The following is a 23,115-nucleotide window of genomic DNA, read 5'->3' on the forward strand; positions in this document are numbered from 1 at the left end:
CTGTCGGCTCTTCCCGACCTGTCCTACAGACCTGTCGGCTTTTACAGAAAGGCACCTTCGTGTCTCCCTCGCCCTCTCCCCATCTGCACCTCGCCGTCGCCCTCGACGGCACCGGATGGCACCCCGCTTCCTGGCGCGAGCCGGTGTCCCGGCCGCGCGAGCTGTTCACCGCCGCCTACTGGGCCGAGCTCGTCGCCGAGGCCGAGCGGGGCCTGCTCGACTTCGTCACCATCGAGGACGGACTCGGCCCGCAGTCCGCCCACTTCCTCGAACCGGACGAGCGCACCGACCAGGTCCGCGGCCGCCTCGACGCCGTACTGATCGCCTCGCGCATCGCCCCGCTGACCCGGCACATCGGCCTTGTCCCGACCGCCGTGGTCACGCACACCGAACCGTTCCACCTCTCCAAGGCGATCGCCACCCTCGACTACGTCAGCGAGGGCCGCGCGGGACTGCGCGTGCAGGTCACCGCCCGCCCGAGCGAGGCCGCCCACTTCGGCCGCCGCACCGTCGACCGCATCGACGCCTACGACAGCCCGGACGCAAGGGAGCTGGTGACCGAGCTCTTCGACGAGGCCGCCGACTACGTGGAGGTCGTGCGGCGGCTGTGGGACAGCTGGGAGGACGGCGCCGAGATCCGGGACGCCGCGACGGGCCGCTTCATCGACCGGGACAAGCTGCACTACATCGACTTCCAGGGCAGCCACTTCAGCGTCCGCGGCCCCTCCATCACACCCCGCCCGCCGCAGGGCCAGCCGCTCGTCACCGCTCTCGCGCACGACACCGTCCCGTACCGCCTGTTGGCCCGCGCCACCGACGTCGGATACATCACCCCGCACGACACCGAGCAGGCCCGCGCCATCGTGGGCCGGATCCGTGCCGAGCAGGAGACGGCCGGGCGGGCCGGGGAGCCCCTGCATGTCTTCGGTGACCTGGTGGTGTTCCTCGACGAGGATCAGGCCGCCGCGACCGCCCGCCGGGACCGGCTCGACGCGCTCGACGGAGCGCCGTACGTGAGCGACGCCCCGACCTTCGCGGGCACCCCCGCCCAACTGGCCGACCTGCTTCAGGAGTTGAACGGCGCCGGCCTCGCGGGATTCCGGCTGCGCCCCGCCGTCGCGGGACGCGACCTCCCGGCGATCACCCGGGGCCTCGTCCCCGAACTCCAGCGCCGTGGTGTCTTCCGCCGCGCGTACGAGGCCGACACCCTGCGCGGCCTCCTCGGCCTCGACCGCCCCGCCAACCGCTATGCCGCCGCGTGAGCCGGAGGGAACCCTCATGACCAAGCCGCTGAAGCAGATCCACCTGGCCGCCCATTTCCCCGGCGTCAACAACACCACCGTGTGGAGCGCCCCGCGGGCCGGCAGCCACATCGAGTTCGGCTCCTTCGCCCACTTCGCGCGCACCGCCGAACGCGCCAAGTTCGACTTCCTGTTCCTCGCCGAGGGGCTGCGCCTGCGCGAACAGGGCGGCGAGATCTACGACTTGGACGTCGTCGGCCGCCCCGACACCTTCACCGTCCTCGCCGCGCTCGCCGCCGTCACCGAGCGCATCGGGCTCACCGGCACCATCAACTCCACCTTCAACGAGCCCTACGAGGTGGCCCGCCAGTTCGCGAGCCTCGACCACCTCTCCGGCGGCCGCTCCGCCTGGAACGTCGTCACTTCCTGGGACGCCTTCACCGGCGAGAACTTCCGCCGCGGCGGCTTCCTCCCGCAGCGCGAACGCTACTCACGCGCCCGGGAGTTCCTCGCCACCGCCAACGAACTGTTCGACTCCTGGCACGACGACGAGATCCTCGCCGACCAGGAGACCGGCGCCTTCCTGCGCGACGCCAAGGCAGGCTCCTTCGTTCACACCGGACAACACTTCGACATCCACGGGCAGTTCAACGTCCCGCGCTCCCCGCAGGGCCGCCCGGTCGTCTTCCAGGCCGGCGACTCCGACGAGGGCCGCGAGTTCGCCGCGGCCGAGGCCGACGCCATCTTCAGCCGGCACGGCACCCTGGACGCGGGCCGGGAGTTCTCCGCGGACGTGAAGTCCCGCCTCCCCAAGTACGGCCGCGGCAAGGACCAGTTGCTCATCCTGCCCGCCGCCACCTTCGCCCTCGCCGACACCGACGCGGAGGCCGAGGAACTCGCCCGCGAGGTGCGCCGCCACCAGGTCAGCGGGGCCACCGCCCTCAAGCACCTGGAATTCGTCTGGAACCGGGACCTGTCCTCCTATGACCCGGAAGGACCGCTGCCCGACATCGACCCGGACGTCGGCGACACCCACATCGCCGAGGGCCGCGCCCAGGTCCGCATGTACCGGGACCCGCTGGCCACCGCCCGAGAGTGGCGCGAGCTCGCCGCCGCCAACAAGTGGTCCATCCGCGACCTCGTCATCCACACCGGCAACCGGCAGAACTTCGTCGGGTCCCCGGCCACCATCGCGGCCACTATCAACGAGTACGTCCAGGCCGACGCCGCCGACGGCTTCATCCTCGTCCCGCACATCACCCCCGGCGGCCTCGACGAGTTCGCCGACAAGGTGGTCCCGCTCCTCCAGGAGCAGGGCGTCTTCCGTACGGAGTACGAGGGCACGACGCTGCGCGACCACCTGGGCCTGGCCCACCCCGACGACGCCCCCGCGCCCATCGAGGAGTTCTCCCGTGTCTGACATCCCCCTCGCCGTCCTCGACCTGGTGCCGGTCCCGTCCGGCTCGACCGCGGGCGACGCCCTGCGCAACTCGATCGACCTCGCCCAGCAGGCCGAGCGGTTCGGCTACGCCCGGTACTGGTTCGCCGAGCACCACCTCAACCCCGGCGTCGCCGGCACCTCGCCCGCCGTCGTCCTCGCCCTGACCGCTTCCGCCACCGACACCATCCGGCTCGGCTCCGGCGCCGTACAGCTCGGACACCGCACCGCGCTGTCCACGGTGGAGGAGTTCGGCCTCCTCGACGCGCTGCACCCCGGGCGCATCGACCTCGGGCTCGGCCGCTCGGGCGGACGGCCGCCAGCCCGCCCCGCGGCGCCGACACCGACCGCGACCCCGGTCGTCGACGGCGCCGCCCCCAACGGCCTCGTCATCCCGCCCCGCTTCTCCTTCGAGCACCTCCTCGGCTCACCGCGCGTCGCGCTGCAACGCAAGCTGCTCCAGCAGCCGGGCGCGCAGGCGCAGGACTACGCCGAGCAGATCGACGACATCCTCGCCCTGTTCGCCGGCGCCTACATATCCCCGGACGGGGTCGAGGCGCACGTCGTGCCGGGGGAGGGGGCCGACGTCGACGTGTGGATCCTGGGCAGCAGCGGTGGCGAGAGCGCCGAGGTGGCGGGCGCGCGCGGACTGCCGTTCGCCGCGAACTACCACGTCAGCCCCGCCACGGTGCTGGAGGCGGTGGAGGGCTACCGGTCCTTCTTCCAGCCCTCCGACACCCTCGACAAGCCGTACGTCAGTGTCTCCGCGGACGTCGTCGTCGCCGATGACGACGCCACCGCCCGCGAACTCGCCACCGGTTACGGCCTGTGGGTGCGCAGCATCCGCAACGCCGAGGGCGCCATCGACTTCCCGACGCCGGACGAAGCCCGCAAGTACGAGTGGAGTGACGCCGACCGGGCGCTCGTGCAGGACCGCCTCGACACCCAGTTCGTCGGCTCGCCGACCACCGTGGCCCGCCGCCTCGCCCAGCTCCAGGAGGCCACCGGCGCCGACGAACTGCTCATCACGACGATCACCCACGACCACGCCGACCGGGTCCGCTCCTACGAGCTGCTGGCCGAGGAGTGGAAGCGCTCTTGACGCGAAGTCCCGGCGGCCACACACTCCTCTAAGGGAATCCTAGTGAAACGGTAGGGAATCATGGGTGGTGCGGCGCGCGAGCTCAGCGGCGAGGCCGCCCGCGCCGCCGTCGGGGCCCTGCCCCGGCTCACGTCCCGCCGTCACATCGATCTCGCACGGGTCTGCAGTGCGGCGAGTTCTCGTCACGGCGGCGGTCAACTCGCCGCCCACGCCTGACACTTCCGTACGCATGCCCGTACGCCCGTGATCGAGCACCCCCAGGGAGACGCATGTCCGCACCGGCCCCGTCCGCCGTGCCCACCTTCCGGAGCAGGATCGGCTGCGACGCGCGCAGCGGCTACTACGCCGCCCCGCACCGCTACCGCCTCCACCTGTCGCCGTCCTGCCCGCACTGTCTGCAGATCGCCGTCACCCACAGCCTGCTCCGCCTCGACGACACCCTCCCGGTCACCCTGCTGCCCGCCGCGTCCGACACACCCGGCGGCGGGCACCGGGCCCTGGCTCCCCTGTACGAGGCCACGTCCCACCAGTACCCCGGACCGGCCCTGGCGCCGGTGCTCAGCGACGACTGGACCGGACGGATCGTCAGCACCCACCCCGGGGACATCCTGCGCGACCTCGCCCGGCACTTCGGCGAACACGGCCCCGACCTCCTTCCGCGCGGCACCGAGGACGCGATCGACGCGGTGGGCCGGCTCTGCGAGCGGGGCATCACCGCGTCCGCCCGGCGCGGCGACGACACCGGGCTCGCCACGCTGCTGCGCGCGCTGAACGTCCTCGAACGGCGGCTCGCGGGCCGGGAGTTCGTGCTGGGCGGCCAACTCACCCTCGCCGACGTGCGGTTGTGGTCGACCCTCGTGCACCCGGACACCGCACACCGGACGACGGGTCATCCCCGGCTCTCGGCGTACCTGCGCCGCCTCTCCGAGCACCCCGCCTTCGCGCCGCACCTCGCGAGCTACTCCTTCGCGCTGGCCTGACGCGAGTTGAACTCCTCGACGTTCTTCTTCTGCTCCTCATAGCTGTCCGTGAACCGGGTGTCCCCGGGCGCGACCGTCACGAAGTACAGCCAGTCGCCCTTGGGCGGGGCGATCGCCGCGTCGAGGGCGTCCTCCCCCGGATTGCCGATGGGGGTGGGCGGCAGGCCCTTGTGCTCGTACGTGTTGTACGGGCTGTCGGTCCTGGTGTCGGCGTGGCTGGTGTCGAGGGTCGAGCGGTTCAGGGCGTAGTTGATCGTGGAGTCCATCTGGAGCTTCATGCCCTGGTCGAGCCGGTTGTAGATGACCCGGGCGACCTTCCCCATGTCCTCGTGGGTGTCGGCCTCCGCTTGCACGATGCTGGCGATGATGACCGTCTCGTAGACGGATACGCCGTTGGTGTCCGCGCCCTTGGTGACGTGGTCGGCCTTCAGCCGCTGGTTGGCGGTGTTGTTCATGTAGGAGAGGAGGGACGCCGGGGTGGTGTTCTTGTCCACGGGGTACGTGGCCGGGAACAGGTAGCCCTCGGGGTTGCCGTCCGCCGCGCTCGGCAGGGTGAAGTGCGCCTTCGACGCGGCCTTCTTCGTGGTCCCGCCGTCGACGGCGAGCGCCTTGTCCACGGCCTCGTACACCTGACTCGCGCGATACCCCTCGGGGATCACGAGCTTCTCGGACCGGGTGGCCTCCTTCCCGCCGAAGACCACCACCAACGTCACGACTACGGCCGCGACGACCGCGAGAACCACGACGGCCAACACGATCAGCTTGCCGCGGCGGCTCAGCCGACCCTTCTTCCCTGTCTTGTCCTCAGGCACAGGGGAACGCTAACCCGATCAAGCCCCGCCGGCGATTGAGGCGCGGGGCCCGGGGCAGAGCCCCGCGACCGCAACCACGCCACCGGCACACCTCACCGCACCCGCAACGCCACCGCCAACAGCGCCGCGTCCGCCGGCCTCCGCAGATCCCGCCCGGTCAGCTCGTGAAACCGGTTGAAGCGGTGCTGCACCGTGTTGCGGTGGCAGTAGAGCGCGTCGGCCGTGTCCGCGATGGAGCCGGAGCCCGACAAATGGATGCGGACGGTGTGCAGCAGACGGTCCGCCTCGGTGCGGGTGACACCGGGCCCGCGCAGTGCGCCCAGCACATCCGCGGCCAGGTCGCGGCCGAAGTCACCGGCGCGGTGGGCGAGGACGTCCAGCCAGCTGTCCTCCAGGAGGCGCGGCGAGCGCGTGTCGGCGGGCAGCACCTGCGCCGTCGCCACCGCGAGCACCGTGGCCCGCGGCACGGCGGCGAGCCCGGCCGCCTGCGGGGCCACCCCGCACGGCGAGTCCTGCAGCTGGTCCAGGACGTACGGGCGGGTGATCCGGCCGCTGAGCTGCACCACCAGGACCGCGTCCCCGCCGACCATCTGCTGCTGCACCGCCGCTCCCGCCCCGCGCAGTGTCAGACCCGCACGGTGCAGTCCTGGCCCGGCAGCCGCGGAGGACGCCGCGCACAGGAACCGGCCGTCGTCCGCGAGGCCCAGGGCGCGGCCCGCGTCGCGTACGACGGTCGGGTTGCGGCCCTCCGTCTCCAGGAGCCGGGCGAACCACATGCGCCGCTCGTCCTCCTCGCGGCGCCCCATCTCCAGGACCGTGCGCTGATACGCCGTCATGATGCCCGTGACATGCCGCTCGACCGCCTCCCACACGTGGTACGCAGAGCCCGCCAGATCGGCCATGTCCTCGGGTCGCGCCCGGTTCACGAGCGCCTGCCACACCACCCGGAAGTCGAGCCGCGCCGCCTCAAGCAGGGCGTCGAGCGGGACGCCCTGCCGGGCCCGCTCCTCGCCGACCCGCCGTGAGACGTCCGTGATGTGCGGTGGCACCGGGAGCCGCGCCACCGTGCGGAGCAGCAGCTCGAAGGCCTGCCAGGCCGAATCGCGGAACTGGACGTCCGGCACCTGGGTCGCGTACGAGGTGCGCAGCGGGCCGACCATCTCCAGCCAGTCGCCGATCAGGTCGTCCACATTGTCCAGGCACTGCCCGGCGAGTTCCGCGATGCGCGGCGAGGTCGGGGGCAGGCCGGAGCGGCCCTGACCTTCGGAATTGTGCATGTGACCAATTCTCGGTGGTGCGAGGGCGATGTTTCAACGTTGGTTTGGTGCCCGTAGCCAAGGATCCTGGTGCGATCCCTGGGCGGAGCGTCCGGGGCCCGCCGACCAGGAGGGCCATCCGACCGTGCACTTGACCCCTCGTGAACAGGAACGGCTCCAGCTGTTCACCGTCGCCGAACTCGCGCGCAGGCGCCGCGCCCGCGGCCGCCGCCTGAGCGCCCCCGAAGCGATCGCCCTGATCTGCGACGAGATCCTGGAGGCCGCCTGGGACGGGCTGAGCCTGGACGAGGTGATCGAGACGGCGGAGCGGGTGCTCACCGTCGACGACGTGCTGGACGGGGTCGCCGACATCGTGACGACCGTGCAGGTGGAGGCGCTGTTCCCGAGCGGCACGTCCCTGGTCGCCGTCGACCGGCCGATCGGTCCCGCCAGCGCCGAGGGGCCGGGCGCCGTGCGGACCGCCGAGACTCCCATCGAGATCAACGTGGGGCGGCCGCGCACCACCCTCACCATCCGCAACACCGGCGACCGCGTCGTCTACATCTCCTCGCACTACCCGCTGCACGAGGCCAATCAGGCGCTGGAACTCGACCGCGAGGCCGCCCGCGGACTGCGGCTCGACATCGCCGCCGGCACCGCCCTCGCCTTCGAACCCGGCGAGAAGCGCGAAGTCGTCGTCATCCCCGCCAGCCGCAAGACCCGTACGACCCAGGAGCGCGCATGACCAGCGTCGACCGCCGCACGTACCACGCCCTGTACGGGCCCACGACCGGCGACCGGATCCGGCTCGGCGACACCTGCCTGTGGGTGGAGGTCGAGGCCGACGACGGCACCCCCGGCGACGAACTCCTCGGCGGCTGCGGCAAGACGGTCCGCGACGGGCTCCTCGCCTCGCCGCGCTCGGACCGGGACTCCGCCCTCGACATGGTCGTCGCCGGGGTAGTCCTGATGGACCCGGTGCTCGGTGTGCGCAAGACCGACATCGGCATCAAGGACGGGCGGATCGTCGCCGTCGGCGGGGTCGGCAACCCGGACGTCATGGACGTCGAGTACGCCATCGACTCGCACACCTCCGTGGTGCCGGGGGAGGGGCTCATCGCCACACCCGGCGTCGTCGACAGCCACGTCCACCTGTCCTCGCCCGAGGTCGCGCCCGCCGCGCTGTCCGCCGGAGTCACCACGCTCGTCGGCATGGGGCTCGGCGGCGTCTGGGAGATCGGCTGCAACCCCACCCACAACCTGCACACCCTGATGAGCGCCTGGCAGGACACGCCGCTCAACATCGCCTTCCTGGCCCGCGGTTCGTCCAGCTCGCGGGCGCTGCTCGACGAGATCACCCTCGCCGGGGCCGGCGGCTTCAAGATCCACGAGGACTTCGGGGCGACCCCGCGCATCATCGACACCTGCCTGGACACCGCGGAGCAGGCCGACCTTCCGGTCGCGCTGCACACCGACTCCATGAACGAGTCGGGGTACTTGAGGGACACCCTCGGCGCCACCCGCGGCCGCACCGTGCACGCGTACCACGTGGAGGGCGGCGGCGGTCACCCCGACCTCCTGGAGATCCTCTCCGAGCCGAACATCCTGCCATCGTCGACGACACCCACCGTGCCGTACACCCCCAACACGGTCGGCGAGCTGTTCCCGATGACGATGACCGTGCACCGGCAGAACCACGCCTCCGCGAGCGACGTCGCCATCTCCAAGGGCCGGATCCGCGAGCACGCCATCGCCGCCGAGAACGCCCTGCACGACCTCGGCGCCATCTCCATCGTCAACTCCGACTCCATGGGCATGGGCCGGATCGCCGAGACCGTGCGCAGGACGTGGCAGCTCGCCCACGTCCAGGCGCTCGCGAACGGCGGCGGGGGAGTGGAACACCCCGACAACGCACGGGTGTTGCGCTACCTCGCGAAGATCACCCTCAACCCGGCGCTCGCGCACGGCCTCGCCCACGAGGTGGGCACCGTGCAGGCCGGGCGGATGGCGGACCTGGTGCTGTGGGACCCCAAGTGGTTCGGCAGCAAGCCCGAGTTGGTCATCAAGTCCGGATTCGTGGCGTGGGGCAACACGGGCTCGGGGTCGGGATCGACCCGACTGACCCAACCGCGTTCCTACAAGCCCTACTTCGGATCCCTTGGCGCCGCGCCCGCCCGGCTCGCCAAGGTCTTCGTCGCCGAGGCCGCGCTCAACGACCGCGCCGCGCGGGCGGCCCTGCCGAGCGGACTCTCGTACGCACCGATCCGCGACAGCCGCGGCCTGACCCGCGCCGACATGCTGCACAACACGGCGACGCCACGGGTCGTGGTGCCGCGCGAACCCGCGCCGGTCCTCGTCGACGGGGTCGAGACGGGGACACCGGCCGCCACCGTGGTGCCGCTCGCGCAGCTGCACCACTTCGCCTGATCCCGAGGGGGCATCCGTCACATGCAGCTCGATCTGCTCGTCCGCAACGCCCACATCCGCACCCTCGACCCCGAACGGCCCACCGCCCAGGCGCTCGGCGTCCTGAACGGCGTCGTCGTCGGACTCGACGAGGACGTGGCCGGACTTCCCGCGCGCCGGACCCTCGACGCGGGCGGCGCCACCGTCGCCCCCGGCTTCAACGACGCGCACTGCCACACCGCCTGGTTCGGCCTGAACCTCACTCAACTCGACGTCTCCACGGCCCGCTCCGTCGAGGACGTGTACGCCGCCGTGGCCGCGCACGCAGAAGGGCTCGCCCCGGACGCCTGGGTGCTGGGCGCAGGCCTCGACCACAACAACTGCGGGGGCCACTGGCCGCACCGCGACGCCCTCGACCGCGCGGCGGGCGGTCGGCCCGTCTGGATCAAGCACACCTCGGGGCACGCCTGCGTCGTCAACACGCCCGTGCTGCACGCAGCCGGAGCGCTGGAGGACGGGTTCCGCGACCCGGACGGCGGAGTCGTCTCCCGCGACGAACACGGCCGCCCCGACGGCCTGTTGGAGGAGACCGCCCAGAGCCTCGCGCAGCGTCAGGTGCTGCCGTACCCGGTGGAGACCGTCGCCGACGCCGTCGACGCGGCGACCCGGCACTACCTCACCGAGGGTGTCACCAGCTTCACCGAGGCCGGGATCGGCGGCGGCTGGATCGGGCAGACGCCGGTCGAGCTGGCCGCGTACCAACTCGCCCGCGAGACCGGCCGATTGCACACCCGCGCCCAGCTGATGGCCGCCTCCGACGTGCTGCACCCGCTGACCGCGCACACCGACGACGACATCACCCTGGGGCTCGACCTCGGCATGCGCACCGGCTTCGGCGACGACACGCTCTCCCTCGGTCCGGTCAAGATCTTCCTGGACGGCTCGCTGCTCGGGAGGACGGCGGCCGTCACCGAGCCCTTCTGCGGCTGCCCCCACAACGAAGACCGGCCCACCGGCTACTTCCAGGGCGACGCCGGCTCCATGACCGACCTCGTCGTCGCCGCGCACCGCTCCGGCTGGACGGTGGCCGCGCACGCCATCGGCGACCGCGCCGTCGACCTGGCCCTCGACGCCTTCGCCCGCGCCCACAAGGAACGGCCCCGGCCTGGCGTCCGCCACCGTATCGAGCACGCCGGTGTCGTCCGCCCCGAGCAGCTCGCCCGCCTCGCCGAACTCGGCGTCGTGCCCGTCCCGCAGCACAACTTCCTGCACACCTTCGGCGACGCCATGGCCGCCGCACTCGGCCCCGAGCGCACCGCCTGGTCGTACCGCATGAAGTCCTTCACCGACCTCGGCCTGCCCGTCCCCGGCAGCTCCGACCGGCCCGTGGCGCCCGGCGCGCCGCTGCCCGCGATCCAGTCGATGGTCGTGCGCCTGACCGAAACAAAGGTGCCGTACGGTCCGGACGAAGGCGTTCCGGTCCTTGCCGCGCTGCGCGCCTGGACCGAGGGCTCCGCCCTCGCCACCGGCTTCGGCGGGCGCAAGGGGCGGCTCGCCCCCGGGTATCTGGCCGACCTCACCGTCCTGGACGGCGACCCCGTCCGCACGGACCCCGACCGCATCGGCGCGATCGGCGTCCTCGCCACCGTCGTGGGCGGCGACCCCGCCCACGACCCGCACAAGCTCACCCGCACTCCCGCACGCTCCGGTCCCCCTTCCGCTCCGGCCACCCAGGCCGCCCCTCCCCAGGAGACCCCGTGAGCACGACCACCAAGCCCCCGGTGAAGGACATCAGAAGGCTGTTGTTCGCCGCGTTCAGCGGCACCGCCCTGGAGTGGTACGACTACTTCCTCTACGGCACCGCCGCCGCGCTCGTCTTCAACAAGCTGTTCTTCACCGACATGAACGCGGCCGCGGGCACCCTCGCCTCCTTCGGCACCTTCGCCGTCGGCTTCGTCGCCCGGCCCATCGGCGCCGCGATCTTCGGCCACGTCGGCGACCGCTACGGGCGCAAGGTGTCCCTCATCATCACCGTCGTCATGATGGGCGCCACCACCGGCTGTATCGGCCTGCTGCCCACGTACGGCACCATCGGCATCTGGGCGCCGATCCTGCTCACCGTCCTCCGCTTCGTCCAGGGCATCTCCGTCGGCGGGGAGTGGTCGGGCGCGATGCTGCTCACGCTCGAGCACACCCCGAAGGAGAAGCACGGCAGCTACTCCTCCGTGCCCCAACTCGGCTCACCCGTTGGCACGTTGATGTCCAGCGGCGCCTTCGCCGTCGTCGGCATGCTGCCCGACGACGCCTTCTACTCCTGGGGCTGGCGGCTGCCGTTCCTCGCCGCGTTCCCGCTGCTCGGCTTCGCGCTCTACCTGCGCGTACGCATCGAGGAGTCCCCGGTCTTCCGTGCGATGCAGGAGGACGCGGAGCGCGAAGGGCCGCCGCCCGCGCCGCTCATCGAGGCGTTCCGCCGCACCTGGGGCCGCATGGTCGTCGGCGTCGGAGTCGCGCTCCTCGGTGTCGGCGGCTTCTTCCTCATGACCACGTTCATCATCAGCTACGGCACCGGCGAACTCGGCATCGACAAACAGACGATGCTCAACGCGACGGTGGTCGGCGCCCTCGTCGAGATCGTGGTCATCATCGCCGGCGGACGGCTCGCCGACCGCATCGGCTCGTGGAAGGTGTGTGCCATCGGCGCCGCCGTCACGATGGTGGCCGCGTTCCCCGCCTTCTGGCTCGTCGACACCAAGCAGACCCCGCTGGTGTACCTCGGTGTCGCACTCGGTATCGGCGCGCTCTCCATCCCGTACGGCCCGATCGGCGCGGTCGTCGCCTCGCTCTTCCCCGAGGAGTTCCGCTACAGCGCCGTCGCCATGTCGTACAACCTCGCCGGCGTCCTCGGGGGCTTCATCCCGCTCATCGCGGCCTCGGTCACCGGCGCCGCGGACGGCGCCTCGTGGGGCGCCGCACTGCTCCTCGTCGTCGTGGCCGCCTGCACCGTCGCCGGGGCCGTCGCGGCCGGCACGGTACTGCGCCGGCACGGCTCCCTTCCCTCCAGCGACACACTGAACGCAAAGGTTGCAGCATGACCGTGCATCACCCTGCCCGCACCGGCGGCCAGGTCCTCGTCGACCAGCTCCGGGCCCACGACGTCGACACCGTCTACGGCGTGCCCGGCGAGAGCTACCTCGCCGTCCTCGACGCCCTGTACGACGCGCCGGTCCGCATGGTGGTGTGCCGCCACGAAGGCGGCGCCGGGTACATGGCCGAGGCCTCCGGCAAGCTCACCGGGCGCCCCGGTGTGTGCTTCACGACGCGGGGGCCCGGCGCCACCAACGCACTGGTCGCCCTGCACACCGCCCACCAGGACGCCACTCCGCTGGTCCTCTTCGTCGGCCTGGTGCCGCGCGACCACACCCACCGGCACTCCTTCCAGGAGCTGGACCTGCGGGGCACGTTCGGCACGAACGCGAAGCTCGTCGAGACCATCGACGACGCGGCCCGCGTTCCCGAGTACGTGGCCCGCGCCTTCGCCGTCGCGAGCAGCGGGCGGCCGGGGCCCGTCGTCCTCGGGCTGCCGGAGGACATGCTGACGGATGTCGTCGAGGTGGCCGACGCCCGGCCGCTGCCGGTTCCGCAGGGCGGCGTGTCGGCCGAGGAACTGGCCGTACTGGAAGGCCTGTTGGCCACCGCCGAGCGGCCAGTGGTGCTGCTCGGCGGCAGCCGCTGGACGGACCGGGCACGCGCCGACGTACGCGCCTGGGCCGAGGCCTGGTCGCTGCCCGTCGCCGTGGACTTCCGCTGCCAGGACCTGATGGACAACGAGGCCGAGGTCTACGTGGGCAACCTCGGCTACGGGCGCGCCAAGTCGCTCGCCGAGCTGGTGCGCGAGGCGGACCTGTTGGTGAGCGTCGGCACGGCGCCGGGGGACGTCTCGACGGACGGGTACCGGATGCTGCCCACGGTCGGCGGCGACGGGGCGGGCCCGCGCCTGGTGCAGGTGCTCCCCGAGGCGCAGCCGCCCGGCGTCGTCCACCACGCCGAACTCTCCCTGCTCGCCGCCCCCGAGGCGTTCGGCACCGCGATACGCACCTTGCGCCCCGCCGCGCCCGTGCCCTGGGTGGAGCGCACCAAGCAGGCCAGGGCCGCGCACCTGACCGCCCGCACACCGGAGCCGGACGGCGACCCGCTCGACCTCGGCGCGGTCTTCGCCCACCTCGACAGCCGGCTCCCGGAAGACACCATCGTCACGTTCGGCGCGGGCAACCACGCCATCTGGGCGCAGCGCTTCCTGACGTACCGCGACGGCATGCGCCAACTCGGCCCGCGCAACGGCTCGATGGGCTACGGCATCCCCGCCGCCGTGTCGGCAGCCATCGCGCACCCGGACCGCCGCGTCGTCTCCGTCGCGGGTGACGGCTGTTTCCTGATGAACGGTCAGGAGCTCGCCACCGCGATGGCCGAGGGGGCGGCCCCGCTGATCCTCGTCCTGGACAACGCCCAGTACGGCACGATCCGCGTGCACCAGGAGCGGGAGTATCCCGGTCGGGTGAGCGGCACGGCCCTCGGCAACCCGGACTTCGCCCTGTACGCCCAGGCCTTCGGCGCCCACGGTGAAACGGTCACCACGACCGAGGCGTTCGCCCCGGCCCTCGACCGCGCGCTGGCGTGCGGCCGCGCGGCGATCATCCAACTCAAGGTGACGGAGGGACGGTTGTCCCCCGGCGTCACCGTCGACTCGCTGCGCGAGAGGGGGCGCGCCAAGGGCTGAGGCTCAGGGACGCAGATGGATCAGGCCCGCCTCGGTGGGCCGGAATCCGCACGCCTCGAAGTAGAAGTCGCGGAGTTCGGGCTCGAAGTCGACGTGGAGCCACTCGCAGCCCGACTCCCGCGCACGGGACGCCGCGAGGCGCACGACCGCCGTGCCGATGCCGCGATGCTGGTGTGTGGCCCGGGTCTTGGTGTCGATCAGGAAGGCGTGGTCGCCGCCGTCCCACGCCACGTTCACGAAGCCGACGAGGAGCCCGTCACCGTCGCGGGCCGCCACCCAGCCGAGGCTGTACTTCTGGACCTTGACCCACCAGCCGGCGACATCATTGCCGCCGTGGGACCGGACCAGGTCGACCATCTCCTCGTCGGACACCGGGTCGCGCCATGTGTACGTGATCGCATCGTTCATGGGGCCTCACCCTGGCACAGGGCGTGATCCCCGCCACGTACGAAACGGTTTCGTTTCATCTCATCGGCAAGATACTCTGCCGACGTACGAAACCGTTTCGTTCGGCGCGGATGCCGTGCGTGAGAGATGTGGACGTGATGCTGCGTGCCCGAGACCGGCACCGTGCGGCGCAGACGCATGACGGCGGAGCGCGAGGCGGAGTTGTACGACGCCGTGCTCGGGCTGCTGCGTGAAGTCGGTTACGACGCGCTGACCATGGACGCCGTCGCGGCCCGCACCCGGTCCAGCAAGGCCACGCTCTACCGCCAGTGGGGCGGCAAGGCCGCGCTCGTCGTCAAGGCGATGCGGCACAACAAGCCGGTCGACATCGCCCAGATCGACACCGGCACCCTGCGCGGGGACCTCCACACACTCGCCGGCAGGCACGACGACTGCTCGGTCGAGGAGTCGACGGCGCTGATGCGGGGGCTCGCCATGGCGATGCACAGCGACCCGGATCTGCTGCGCGCGTTCCGGGAGTTGCTGATCGAACCGGAGCTGGAGGAGCTGGACCAGGTCCTCCAGAGAGCCGTCGCCCGGGGCGAGATCCGCGAGGACAACCCGGCGATGGACTACACGCTGCACCTGATGGTCGGAGCCATGGCGACCCGCGGCGTGATCGACGAACTGCCGCCCACCCAGGAGTACCTCATCTCATACATCGACGCAGTGGTCCTCCCCGCCCTCTGCGCCTGATCCCCCCCACACACACCACAGACTCTCCCCGCACCTGACGCCACCGCTCACCGTCGTCGGGCCGAAGTCCCATGCCCAGCACCATTACGACCTGACCGGGAGTACGCCCTCGTGGCTCGATTCCTCTACAAAATGGGCCGATTCGCCTATCGGCGACGGTACGTCGTCGCCCTCTTCTGGGTGGTGGTCCTCGCCGCCGTGGGTGTGGGAGCCTCCCAGGCCCCCACGGCCGCATCCTCCTCCTTCTCGATCCCGGGCACCGAGGCCCAGAAGGCCTTCGACCTGCTCGAGCAGCGCTTCCCCGGCGCCAGCGCCGACGGCGCCACCGCGCGCGTCGTGTTCAAGGCGCCGGACGGGGAGAAGATCACCTCCGCCGCCAACCAGGGCGTGGTCCGCGACACCGTCAAGGAGCTCGGCGGCGGCTCCGAGGTCCAGAGCGCGACCGACCCGTTCAAGGCCAAGGCGGTCAGCCGCGACGGCACCATCGCGTACGCGCAGGTGTCGTACAAGGTCTCCGGCATGGAGCTGGAGGACTCCTCGCGCGACGCGCTGAAGGACGCCGCGCAGGACGCCCGTGACTCCGGCCTCACCGTCGAGGTCGGCGGCGACGCGCTGCAGGCCGTGCCCGAGACCGGCTCGACCGAGGTCATCGGCGTCGTGGTCGCCGCCGTCGTCCTCGTGATCACCCTGGGCTCGCTGATCGCGGCCGGACTGCCGCTGGTCTCCGCGCTGTTCGGCGTCGGCATCGGTGTCTCCGCCATCACCGCGCTCGCCAAGCCGCTCGACCTGGACTCCACGACGTCGACGCTCGCGATGATGATCGGCCTCGCGGTCGGCATCGACTACGCGTTGTTCATCGTGTCCCGGTATCGGGCCGAACTGGCCGAGGGCCGCGAGCGCGAAGAAGCCGCCGGGCGGGCCGCCGGTACCGCCGGGTCCGCCGTTGTCTTCGCCGGACTGACCGTCGTCATCGCCCTCGTCGGCCTCGCCGTCGTGAACATCCCGATGCTGACGAAGATGGGCTTCGCGGCCGCGGGGACCGTCGTCGTGGCCGTCCTTGTCGCGCTGACCCTGATCCCCGCCCTGCTCGGCATCGCCCGCAGCCGGGTGCGCCCCGCAGGGGCCAAGAGCAAGCGCAAGGAACGCAAGGCGCAGCGCGCGGCGCAGGAAAACGGCCACGTCCACGGGGAGCACGCCGAGCCCAAGCCCGCCCTGGGCACCCGCTGGGCGCGCCTCGTCGTGAAGCACCCGGTCGCCGTGCTGCTGCTCGGCGTGATCGCCCTGGGCACGGCCGCCGTACCGGCGATGGACCTCGAACTCGGCCTGCCCGACGACGGTTCGCAGCCCACGAGCACCACGCAGCGCAAGGCGTACGACCTGCTGTCCGAGGGTTTCGGCCCCGGCTTCAACGGGCCGCTGATGGTCGTCGTCGACGCCAAGGACAGCGACTCCCCGAAGTCCGCCGTCGCCGATGTCACCAAGACCGTCAAGGGACTCGACGACGTCGCCGTGGTGACCCCGGCGACGTTCAACAAGTCCGGTGACACCGCGATGCTCAGCGTCGTCCCGAAGTCGAAGCCGACCTCGACGGACACCGAGGACCTGGTGCAGAACATCCGCGACGCGGGTGACGGCATCAAGGCCGACTCGGGCGCCGAGCTGATGGTCACCGGCACCACCGCGATGAACATCGACGTGTCGCAGAAGCTCAACGACGCGCTGCTTCCTTACCTCGCGCTCGTCGTCGGACTCGCCTTCCTGCTCCTGATCGTCGTCTTCCGCTCGATCCTGGTGCCGCTGAAGGCCGCGCTCGGCTTCCTGCTCTCCGTCCTCGCCGCGCTCGGCGCCGTCGTCGCCGTGTTCCAGTGGGGCTGGCTCGCCGACCTCATGGGCGTCGAGGAGACCGGGCCCGTGATGTCGATGATGCCGATCTTCATGGTGGGTGTCGTCTTCGGACTCGCGATGGACTACGAGGTCTTCCTCGTGACGCGGATGCGCGAGGCGTACGTCCACGGCGAGACGGCCAAGGAGGCGATCGTCACCGGGTTCCGGTACAGCGCCCGTGTGGTCACGGCGGCCGCGATCATCATGATGGCCGTGTTCGCGGGCTTCATCGGCTCGACCGAATCCATGATCAAGATGATCGGCTTCGGACTCGCCGTCGCCGTCTTCTTCGACGCGTTCATCGTGCGCATGGCGATCGTCCCGGCCGTCCTCGCGCTCATCGGGCGCGGCGCGTGGTGGCTGCCCAAGTGGTTGGACCGCGCGCTGCCGAACGTCGACGTCGAGGGCGAGGGCCTGCGCGAGCTCGACGAGGCCCGCGCGGCGCGGCCCGCCGACGAGGTACGGGGCGGCGCCGTTCCGCACCCGACCGAGCCGGAGCGCGAGCTCGTGACGGCCTCGGTCGGCGCGCAGGGCGCGGCGCAGCCGCAGAAGCACCTGGCGACGGCGTCGGCCGCGGAGGTCGGCGGGGGCGAGCGCTCGTTCGCCCCGAGCGGCAACGGCATCCTCGGCGCCGTCCGCACGGGCGGCGGCGACGCCGTGGCGCGCGCCGCGATCACGCTGATCTCGACGGGCGGCCGGCAGATCAGCCGCTCCGTCACCGACTCCGGCGGCTCCTACAGCCTCGACGTTCCCGGCGCGGGCACGTACGTGCTGATCGTCGCGGCCGACGGGCACCAGCCGCAGGCCTCGACGGTCACCGTGGACGGGGAACTCCTCTCCCACGACATCGTGCTCACCGGCACCGGCGGACTCGCGGGTCTGGTGCGGGAGTCCGGCGGCCGTCCGGTGCCCGAGGCGCTGGTCGTCGTGACGGATGTCCGCGGCGAGGTCGTGGCCACCGCGCGCACCGGACTGCACGGCGACTTCGCCTGCGGCGGCCTGGTGAACGGCATGTTCACGCTCGCCGTCAACGCCCCGGGCTTCCGGCCGACGGCACAGCAGGTGGAGACCGGCGCGCAGGGCGTGACCCAGGTGGAGCTCGTGCTCGGGGTCGGCAAGCGGGTCCAGGGCGTGGTGCGCGCGGGTACGGAGGACGGCCCGTTGGCCGACGCGCGGGTCACGCTGGTCGACGCGGCGGGCAATGTGATCGCCACGACGACGACCGGCCCGGACGGCGCGTACGCCTTCACCGACCTGGACGCGGGCGACTACTCGGTCATCGCGACGGGGTACCCGCCGGCCGCGCAGACGCTGCGGGTGGGCGACGCGGAGCCGGGTGATCTGGACATCAGGCTGGCGCACCCGGAGGCGTAACCCGCTTCCAGTAGCTGTCCCAGGGGCGGCACCCGCCATCGTTGGCGGGTGCCGCCTTTACTGTTGCGCAGTACAGCAGTACGGGCCCGCCGCCTCCCCGGATATGGGAGCGTGGTGATGATCCTTTTCCTGAACTCCACGCAAGTTCCTGAACTCCACGCAAGAGAGAGCCCGTTACCGATGGACCTGGACACCCGCCGCAGACGGACGGCCCTGTTCCTCTTCTTCCTGATACCCGGCCTGTCGATGTCGTCATGGGTGACCCGCACACCCGATGTACGGGACCAACTGGGCGCGTCGACCGCACAGATGGGGCTCATCCTCTTCGGGCTCTCGGTCGGCTCGATGATCGGCATCCTGTGCTCGGGAACGCTCGTCGGCCGGTTCGGCTCGCGGCCCGTCATGGGCGTGGCCACGGTGCTGATCACCATCAGCATGGCGGTCATCGGCCTCGGCGCGATGGCGTCCTCCGCGCCCCTCGTCACCGCGGGACTGCTCCTCTTCGGCGCCGGAATGGGCGGGGGAGAGGTCGCCATCAACATCGACGGTGCCGAGGTGGAACGGATCACCGCGCGCACGATCCTGCCGACGCTGCACGGCTTCTTCAGCCTGGGGACGGTCGTGGGAGCGGCGGTCGGCATCCTGTGCACGGCGGTCGAGTTCCCCGTGCAGTGGCATCTGATCGCCGTCGCCGTGGTCACCACCGCCATGTTCGGCTACGCGATCCGGGCCATCCCCACGGGCGTCGGCAAGGCGACGGGCGGCTCGCCGACGGAGGGTGCCGCGGACGGCGCGTCCAAGGCGAAGGTGTGGCGGGACCGGCAGTTGCTGCTCCTCGGAGGCATCATCCTCGCGATGGCGCTCGCCGAAGGAGCCGCGAACGACTGGCTGCCGCTGCTCATGGTCGACGGCCACGACATGGACCCCGCGCTCGGCTCTGCCGTCTACACCGGCTTCGCCGCCGCCATGACGATCGGCAGGTTCGTCGGCGGATTCTTCATCGGACGGCTCGGCCGAAAGCCTGTCGTCCGCGCGAGCGCCGTGTCGGCGACGCTCGGCATCGCCCTGGTCGTCTTCTCCGACTCCGCCGCCGTTGCCAGCGCGGCCGTGCTGTTCTGGGGGCTCGGCGCCTCGCTCGGCTTCCCCGTCGCGCTGTCGGCGGCCGGTGACTCGGGCGAGAACCCGGCGGCGCGGGTGAGCCTGGTGGCCATGCTCGGCTACATCGCGTTCCTCGTCGGACCGCCGTGTCTCGGCTTCCTCGGCGACCACTACGGACTGCGGACGGCCATGGTGGTCGTGCTCGCGTTCACGACGATGGCCGTCTTCCTGGCCCCGGCGGTGGGCGCGCGCTCTTCGGCGACGGTGGCCTCGAAGAGCGATGACGAGCGGTCGCGGCAGCACTGCGAATGACCGCGGTGGGCCCCGCCCTTGGAGGCGGGGCCCGGTGCGACTACGGCAGCGTGTGCCCGGCCGCGCGGAACAGGCGGTACCACTCCTCGCGGGTCAGCGGGATCTCCGAGCCCGCCGCGGACTCGGCGACCCGCCCCGGGTTGGTGGTGCCGAGCACGACCTGCATGTCGGCCGGGTGCCGGGTGATCCAGGCGACCGCGATGCCGGTCGGTGTCACCTCGTACTTCGCGGCCAGCTCGTCGAGCGCGGTGTTGAGCTCCGCGTAGTTCTCGCGGTCGCCGATGAAGACGCCGTCGAAGAAGCCCTTCTGGAACGGCGACCACGCCTGAAGGGTCATCTTGTGCAGACGCGAATAGTCGAGCAGCCCGTTGTCGCGGCTCACCGACTGGTCGAGCCCGGCCATGTTCGCGGCGACACCGGAGGCGATCAACGGGGCGTGCGTGATGCTCAGTTGCACCTGGTTGGCGACGAGCGGCTGACGCACCGCCGTCTTCAGCAGCTCGACCTGGCCCGGCGTGTGGTTCGAGACACCGAAGTTCACGACCTTGCCCGCAGCGTGCAGCTCGTCGAAGGCCGCCGCGACCTCCTCCGGCTCGACGAGGGTGTCCGGGCGGTGCAGGAGAAGGACATCGAGGTAGTCGGTGCGCAGCGCCGCCAGCGACTCGTCGACGGTGCGCACGATGTGCTCGCGTGAGAAGTCGAAGAAGCCGGACCGGATGCCGACCTTGCTCTGGATGACGATCGACTCGCGCTCCGCGGCGCTCAGCGTGACCGCCTGCCCGAAGCGCTCCTCGCAGGCGTGCCGGGTGGGCCCGTAGATGTCGGCGTGGTCGAAGCTGTTGATCCCGGCGTCGCGGGCGCTGTCGTAGAGGACCCGGACGTCCTTGTCGTCCAGCTCCGCGATGCGCATCAGGCCGAGGACGACGTTGGAGGACGGCGCCTTGGCACCGGGGAAAGAGATCGATTTCATGGGCCCATCCTGTCCGAGTGGCCCGCCCCGATGCCAGTGTCCGCGGCTACGCGTCCTCTACGCGTCCTCGCCGGTGTCCGAAAGCGCGTACAGCTTCGGCAGGTTGACCACGATGGCCTCCTGCGTGCTGCGGGCGATGACGACCACGGCCTCGTCGGCCGGATCGGGGTTCTCCTCGCGGTGGGGCACGTAGGGCGGGACGAAGATGTAGTCGCCGGGGGAGGTGCGCAGCCTGATCTCCTCCTCTTCGGCGCCCGAGTCGTCGAGGAACACGAACTCCGGGTGCCCGCTCACCACATAGATGGCGGTCTCGGACTCGCCGTGGTGGTGATCGGAGGACGCGGTCGACGGGGCGACATGCGTCTGGCCCATCCACAGCTTCTCGGACCCCACCGTGTTCCCGCTGACGGCGGCGAAGCGCCGCATGCCGCCGCTCTGCGCGGTGTCGCCGTCCAGGGCGTCGGCGCGAACGTGGTGCAGCCGCGAACGCAGGGGAGCGGAAGGGGAGTTCGGGGCGTCGTGGAGATGGGGGTGGAAGCCCTCACCGGGTGTCGTCAGCGGCTCGGTCATGGTGGCGACGCTAGAGCGGTGAGAGAAAAGATGTCAAGAGGTGTCCATTGGCTCTCACCTGCGGCAATGTTCCCGCAATGTTCGGGGAGAGGGAGGCATGGGCCTTGCCCCGCCGCGGTCTTCGGGCATCATGTGGCCATGCATATCTCCGCGAAGGCGGACTACGCCATGCGCGCGCTCCTCGAGCTCGCCCGCGCCCCCGAACAACCGCTCACCTGCGAGGCCATCGCCGACGCCCAGGGGATTCCGTTCCGGTTCCTCAAATCGGTGGTGGGCGAGCTGCGCAGGGCCGGGCTCGTACGTAGCCAGCGCGGCTGCGTGGGCGGGTACTGGCTGGGTGTGCCGGCCGACGCGATCACGCTCCTCGATGTCACCCGCGCCGTCGACGGCGAGCTGATCACCCTGCGCGGCGAGCCACTGTCCGGGCTCGGCTACTCAGGCGCCGCGTGTGGGTTGCCGGGGGTGTGGCGGCGGATCGAGGCGGACGCCGCGGCCGTGCTGGGCGGGGTGACCGTGGCGGCGCTGCTGGCGGAGGCCGAGGCCGAGCGCGGGGCCGAGAACGGGGCGGAGTCGGTCCCCGCCCAGGGCGCCGCGTGACCGGCGAACCAGTGGCTCCGCGGCTCGAAGTCGTCGAGTACACCGACCCGTTGTGCCCCTGGTCCTGGGGATCCGAGCCGACCTTCCGCAGGCTGCGGCAGGCGCTGGAGGGGCGGGTCCGCTGGCGTCGGGTGTACTGCATCCTCTTCGACGACGACGATGACCCGGCCCCCGATGCCGCCGCGGAGACCGCCTGGTACGCGCGCTACATCGAGGAGGTCGGCGCGCACACCCGGGCCCCGTACGCCGTCCGCCTGAGCCGGGTCGCGGCGAGCTCCTGGCCCGCGTCCCTGGTGGCGAAGGCGGCGGAGACCCAGGGCGAGGAGGTGTCCGCTCGGGCGCTGCGCCGCTTGCGCGAGACCGTCTTCGTCCTCGGCGAACCGGCCGACACGCTCGACCTCGCCCTGAGCGCCGTACGCGACGTCCCCGGACTCGGTCCCGACCGCCTGCGACGTGACGCCACATCAGAGGCCGTACGGGGCAAGGTGCTTGCCGATCGCGCCGAGGCCCGAAGGCCGGTCGCGGAGGTGCTCGCGCCGTCGCCCGGTGACTCGCCGCACCCCGGCGCGGCCAAGGAGACGGACGACGGGACGGGGCTGCGGTACGCCCTGCCCACGGTGCTGGTGCGCGGGGAAGCGGGACATCGGGCGGTGCCGGGATGGCGGCCGTACGACGAGTACGTGGCGGCCGTGGAGGAGTTGAGCCCCGGCCTGACGAAACCGGGCCGGCCGCTGCCCGCCGACGAGGCGCTGCGCCGCCACCGCACCCTGACCGAACCCGAGCGTTCGGCCCTGGCGTGCGGGCCCTGGCCGCCCCCGGGCGCGGTCCGCGCCGACACCGCGAACGGCCCGCTGTGGCTCTGCCCGAGCGAGGCCGAGGTGCATCCGGCGACCCGCCCCCACGACAACTCCGGCCCCCTGGCACCGCGTTGACCAGCGACATCGGGGCGTCCCGCGTAATGAGACACCAATTGGTGTCCATTGACAGTCGGGGGCGGGGCAGGTCAGGATGTGCAGCATGCTGACGACGCACCCCGGCGTGGTGTGCCGCTACGTGGACCTGCGGCGCACGTGTAGCGCACTCTGTCGCTGACTTACTCTCCCTCCACGTAGCCTCCCGCGTGCCTGAACGCTCTCCCTGGGATTCCCCGGGAGCCCA

20 protein-coding genes and 1 pseudogene are annotated in these 23,115 nt (G+C 71.6%); 16 read left to right on the forward strand and 5 right to left on the reverse strand.

Annotation, left to right across the window (positions count from 1 at the left end):
* The first annotated feature begins 59 nt into the window (after positions 1-59).
* Genes OHA73_RS42885 through OHA73_RS42905 form a run of 5 tightly spaced genes read left to right on the forward strand, consistent with a single transcriptional unit; the run spans position 60 to position 4,761 of the window.
* Complete coding sequence (locus OHA73_RS42885) at positions 60-1,262, forward strand: LLM class flavin-dependent oxidoreductase (RefSeq protein WP_327658080.1); 1,203 nt, start codon at positions 60-62, stop codon at positions 1,260-1,262.
* Between the two features lie 16 nt (positions 1,263-1,278).
* Positions 1,279-2,661 (forward strand): NtaA/DmoA family FMN-dependent monooxygenase, encoded by a 1,383-nt coding sequence (locus tag OHA73_RS42890; protein WP_327658081.1) that lies wholly within the window; start codon positions 1,279-1,281, stop codon positions 2,659-2,661.
* The gene (locus OHA73_RS42895) at positions 2,654-3,781 is read left to right on the forward strand and encodes an MsnO8 family LLM class oxidoreductase (protein ID WP_327658082.1); all 1,128 of its coding nucleotides are present in this window, start codon (positions 2,654-2,656) and stop codon (positions 3,779-3,781) included. The genes OHA73_RS42890 and OHA73_RS42895 overlap by 8 nt, the downstream gene beginning before the upstream one ends.
* Before the next feature lie 60 nt (positions 3,782-3,841).
* On the forward strand, positions 3,842-3,997 hold the full coding sequence (locus OHA73_RS42900; protein WP_327658083.1) for a hypothetical protein: 156 nt from the start codon (positions 3,842-3,844) through the stop codon (positions 3,995-3,997).
* A gap of 53 nt (positions 3,998-4,050) precedes the next feature.
* The gene (locus OHA73_RS42905) at positions 4,051-4,761 is read left to right on the forward strand and encodes a glutathione S-transferase C-terminal domain-containing protein (RefSeq protein ID WP_327658084.1); all 711 of its coding nucleotides are present in this window, start codon (positions 4,051-4,053) and stop codon (positions 4,759-4,761) included.
* On the opposite strand, the gene mltG is transcribed toward OHA73_RS42905, so the two are convergent.
* Together mltG and OHA73_RS42915 are read right to left on the reverse strand one after the other, a co-directional pair.
* Positions 4,740-5,573: an endolytic transglycosylase MltG gene (mltG, locus tag OHA73_RS42910; RefSeq protein ID WP_327658085.1), complete on the reverse strand. Its 834-nt coding sequence runs from the start codon at positions 5,571-5,573 to the stop codon at positions 4,740-4,742. The two genes, OHA73_RS42905 and mltG, sit on opposite strands and share 22 nt — an antisense overlap.
* Before the next feature lie 92 nt (positions 5,574-5,665).
* Positions 5,666-6,850, reverse strand: a complete 1,185-nt coding sequence (locus tag OHA73_RS42915; RefSeq protein ID WP_267073443.1) for a PucR family transcriptional regulator — start codon at positions 6,848-6,850, stop codon at positions 5,666-5,668.
* Positions 6,851-6,974: 124 nt separating this feature from the next.
* Between OHA73_RS42915 and ureA the strand changes: the two genes are divergently transcribed.
* From ureA to OHA73_RS42940, 5 genes are read left to right on the forward strand one after another with little or no spacing between them, the layout of a single operon-like run.
* Positions 6,975-7,574, forward strand: coding sequence for an urease subunit gamma (gene ureA, locus OHA73_RS42920; protein WP_327658086.1), 600 nt, complete (start codon positions 6,975-6,977; stop codon positions 7,572-7,574).
* The gene (locus OHA73_RS42925; RefSeq protein ID WP_266724574.1) at positions 7,571-9,256 is read left to right on the forward strand and encodes an urease subunit alpha; all 1,686 of its coding nucleotides are present in this window, start codon (positions 7,571-7,573) and stop codon (positions 9,254-9,256) included. Before ureA ends, OHA73_RS42925 begins: the two co-directional genes overlap by 4 nt.
* 21 nt (positions 9,257-9,277) lie before the next feature.
* On the forward strand, positions 9,278-10,996 hold the full coding sequence (locus OHA73_RS42930) for an amidohydrolase (protein WP_327658087.1): 1,719 nt from the start codon (positions 9,278-9,280) through the stop codon (positions 10,994-10,996).
* Positions 10,993-12,327, forward strand: coding sequence for an MFS transporter (locus OHA73_RS42935; RefSeq protein ID WP_327658088.1), 1,335 nt, complete (start codon positions 10,993-10,995; stop codon positions 12,325-12,327). Before OHA73_RS42930 ends, OHA73_RS42935 begins: the two co-directional genes overlap by 4 nt.
* Positions 12,324-14,009, forward strand: a complete 1,686-nt coding sequence (locus OHA73_RS42940; RefSeq protein WP_327658089.1) for a thiamine pyrophosphate-binding protein — start codon at positions 12,324-12,326, stop codon at positions 14,007-14,009. Before OHA73_RS42935 ends, OHA73_RS42940 begins: the two co-directional genes overlap by 4 nt.
* A 3-nt stretch (positions 14,010-14,012) precedes the next feature.
* Here OHA73_RS42940 and OHA73_RS42945 read toward each other — a convergent pair whose 3' ends face one another.
* Positions 14,013-14,417: a GNAT family N-acetyltransferase gene (locus OHA73_RS42945; RefSeq protein ID WP_266724582.1), complete on the reverse strand. Its 405-nt coding sequence runs from the start codon at positions 14,415-14,417 to the stop codon at positions 14,013-14,015.
* Positions 14,418-14,561: 144 nt separating this feature from the next.
* Between OHA73_RS42945 and OHA73_RS42950 the strand changes: the two genes are divergently transcribed.
* From OHA73_RS42950 to OHA73_RS42965, 4 genes and pseudogenes are all read left to right on the forward strand, one after another.
* Positions 14,562-15,152 carry a TetR/AcrR family transcriptional regulator gene (locus tag OHA73_RS42950; protein ID WP_266724584.1) on the forward strand — a complete coding sequence of 197 codons (591 nt, stop codon included), beginning with the start codon at positions 14,562-14,564 and terminating at the stop codon, positions 15,150-15,152.
* A gap of 111 nt (positions 15,153-15,263) precedes the next feature.
* A pseudogene (locus OHA73_RS42955) lies at positions 15,264-17,468 on the forward strand (MMPL family transporter); the annotation flags it as partial.
* A gap of 75 nt (positions 17,469-17,543) precedes the next feature.
* Complete coding sequence (locus OHA73_RS42960; protein WP_327658635.1) at positions 17,544-18,410, forward strand: MSCRAMM family protein; 867 nt, start codon at positions 17,544-17,546, stop codon at positions 18,408-18,410.
* A 180-nt stretch (positions 18,411-18,590) separates the two neighbouring features.
* On the forward strand, positions 18,591-19,820 hold the full coding sequence (locus OHA73_RS42965; RefSeq protein ID WP_327658090.1) for an MFS transporter: 1,230 nt from the start codon (positions 18,591-18,593) through the stop codon (positions 19,818-19,820).
* Positions 19,821-19,860: 40 nt separating this feature from the next.
* Here OHA73_RS42965 and OHA73_RS42970 read toward each other — a convergent pair whose 3' ends face one another.
* Together OHA73_RS42970 and OHA73_RS42975 are read right to left on the reverse strand one after the other, a co-directional pair.
* Positions 19,861-20,790, reverse strand: a complete 930-nt coding sequence (locus tag OHA73_RS42970) for an aldo/keto reductase (protein ID WP_327658091.1) — start codon at positions 20,788-20,790, stop codon at positions 19,861-19,863.
* 57 nt (positions 20,791-20,847) lie between these two features.
* Entirely contained in the window at positions 20,848-21,360 is a 513-nt protein-coding gene (locus tag OHA73_RS42975; RefSeq protein WP_327658092.1) for a cupin domain-containing protein, read from the reverse strand.
* 138 nt (positions 21,361-21,498) lie between these two features.
* Here OHA73_RS42975 and OHA73_RS42980 point away from each other — a divergent pair, with 138 nt between their 5' ends.
* A complete protein-coding gene (locus OHA73_RS42980; protein ID WP_327658093.1) occupies positions 21,499-21,957 on the forward strand; it encodes an RrF2 family transcriptional regulator in 459 nt (152 codons plus the stop codon).
* Positions 21,954-22,889: a DsbA family oxidoreductase gene (locus OHA73_RS42985; RefSeq protein ID WP_327658094.1), complete on the forward strand. Its 936-nt coding sequence runs from the start codon at positions 21,954-21,956 to the stop codon at positions 22,887-22,889. Before OHA73_RS42980 ends, OHA73_RS42985 begins: the two co-directional genes overlap by 4 nt.
* The last annotated feature ends 226 nt before the right edge of the window (positions 22,890-23,115 follow it).

Source organism: Streptomyces sp. NBC_00483 (assembly GCF_036013745.1).
Lineage (GTDB): Bacteria > Actinomycetota > Actinomycetes > Streptomycetales > Streptomycetaceae > Streptomyces.

Coding starts and splice junctions, on each gene's coding strand:
- OHA73_RS42890 (WP_327658081.1), top strand. CDS start 1,279: ATGACCAAGCCGCTGAAGCAGATCCACCTGGCCGCCCATTTCCCCGGC.
- OHA73_RS42900 (WP_327658083.1), top strand. CDS start 3,842: ATGGGTGGTGCGGCGCGCGAGCTCAGCGGCGAGGCCGCCCGCGCCGCC.
- OHA73_RS42905 (WP_327658084.1), top strand. CDS start 4,051: ATGTCCGCACCGGCCCCGTCCGCCGTGCCCACCTTCCGGAGCAGGATC.
- OHA73_RS42915 (WP_267073443.1), bottom strand. CDS start 6,850: ATGCACAATTCCGAAGGTCAGGGCCGCTCCGGCCTGCCCCCGACCTCG.
- OHA73_RS42925 (WP_266724574.1), top strand. CDS start 7,571: ATGACCAGCGTCGACCGCCGCACGTACCACGCCCTGTACGGGCCCACG.
- OHA73_RS42930 (WP_327658087.1), top strand. CDS start 9,278: ATGCAGCTCGATCTGCTCGTCCGCAACGCCCACATCCGCACCCTCGAC.
- OHA73_RS42940 (WP_327658089.1), top strand. CDS start 12,324: ATGACCGTGCATCACCCTGCCCGCACCGGCGGCCAGGTCCTCGTCGAC.
- OHA73_RS42945 (WP_266724582.1), bottom strand. CDS start 14,417: ATGAACGATGCGATCACGTACACATGGCGCGACCCGGTGTCCGACGAG.
- OHA73_RS42965 (WP_327658090.1), top strand. CDS start 18,591: ATGGACCTGGACACCCGCCGCAGACGGACGGCCCTGTTCCTCTTCTTC.
- OHA73_RS42970 (WP_327658091.1), bottom strand. CDS start 20,790: ATGAAATCGATCTCTTTCCCCGGTGCCAAGGCGCCGTCCTCCAACGTC.
- OHA73_RS42975 (WP_327658092.1), bottom strand. CDS start 21,360: ATGACCGAGCCGCTGACGACACCCGGTGAGGGCTTCCACCCCCATCTC.
- OHA73_RS42980 (WP_327658093.1), top strand. CDS start 21,499: ATGCATATCTCCGCGAAGGCGGACTACGCCATGCGCGCGCTCCTCGAG.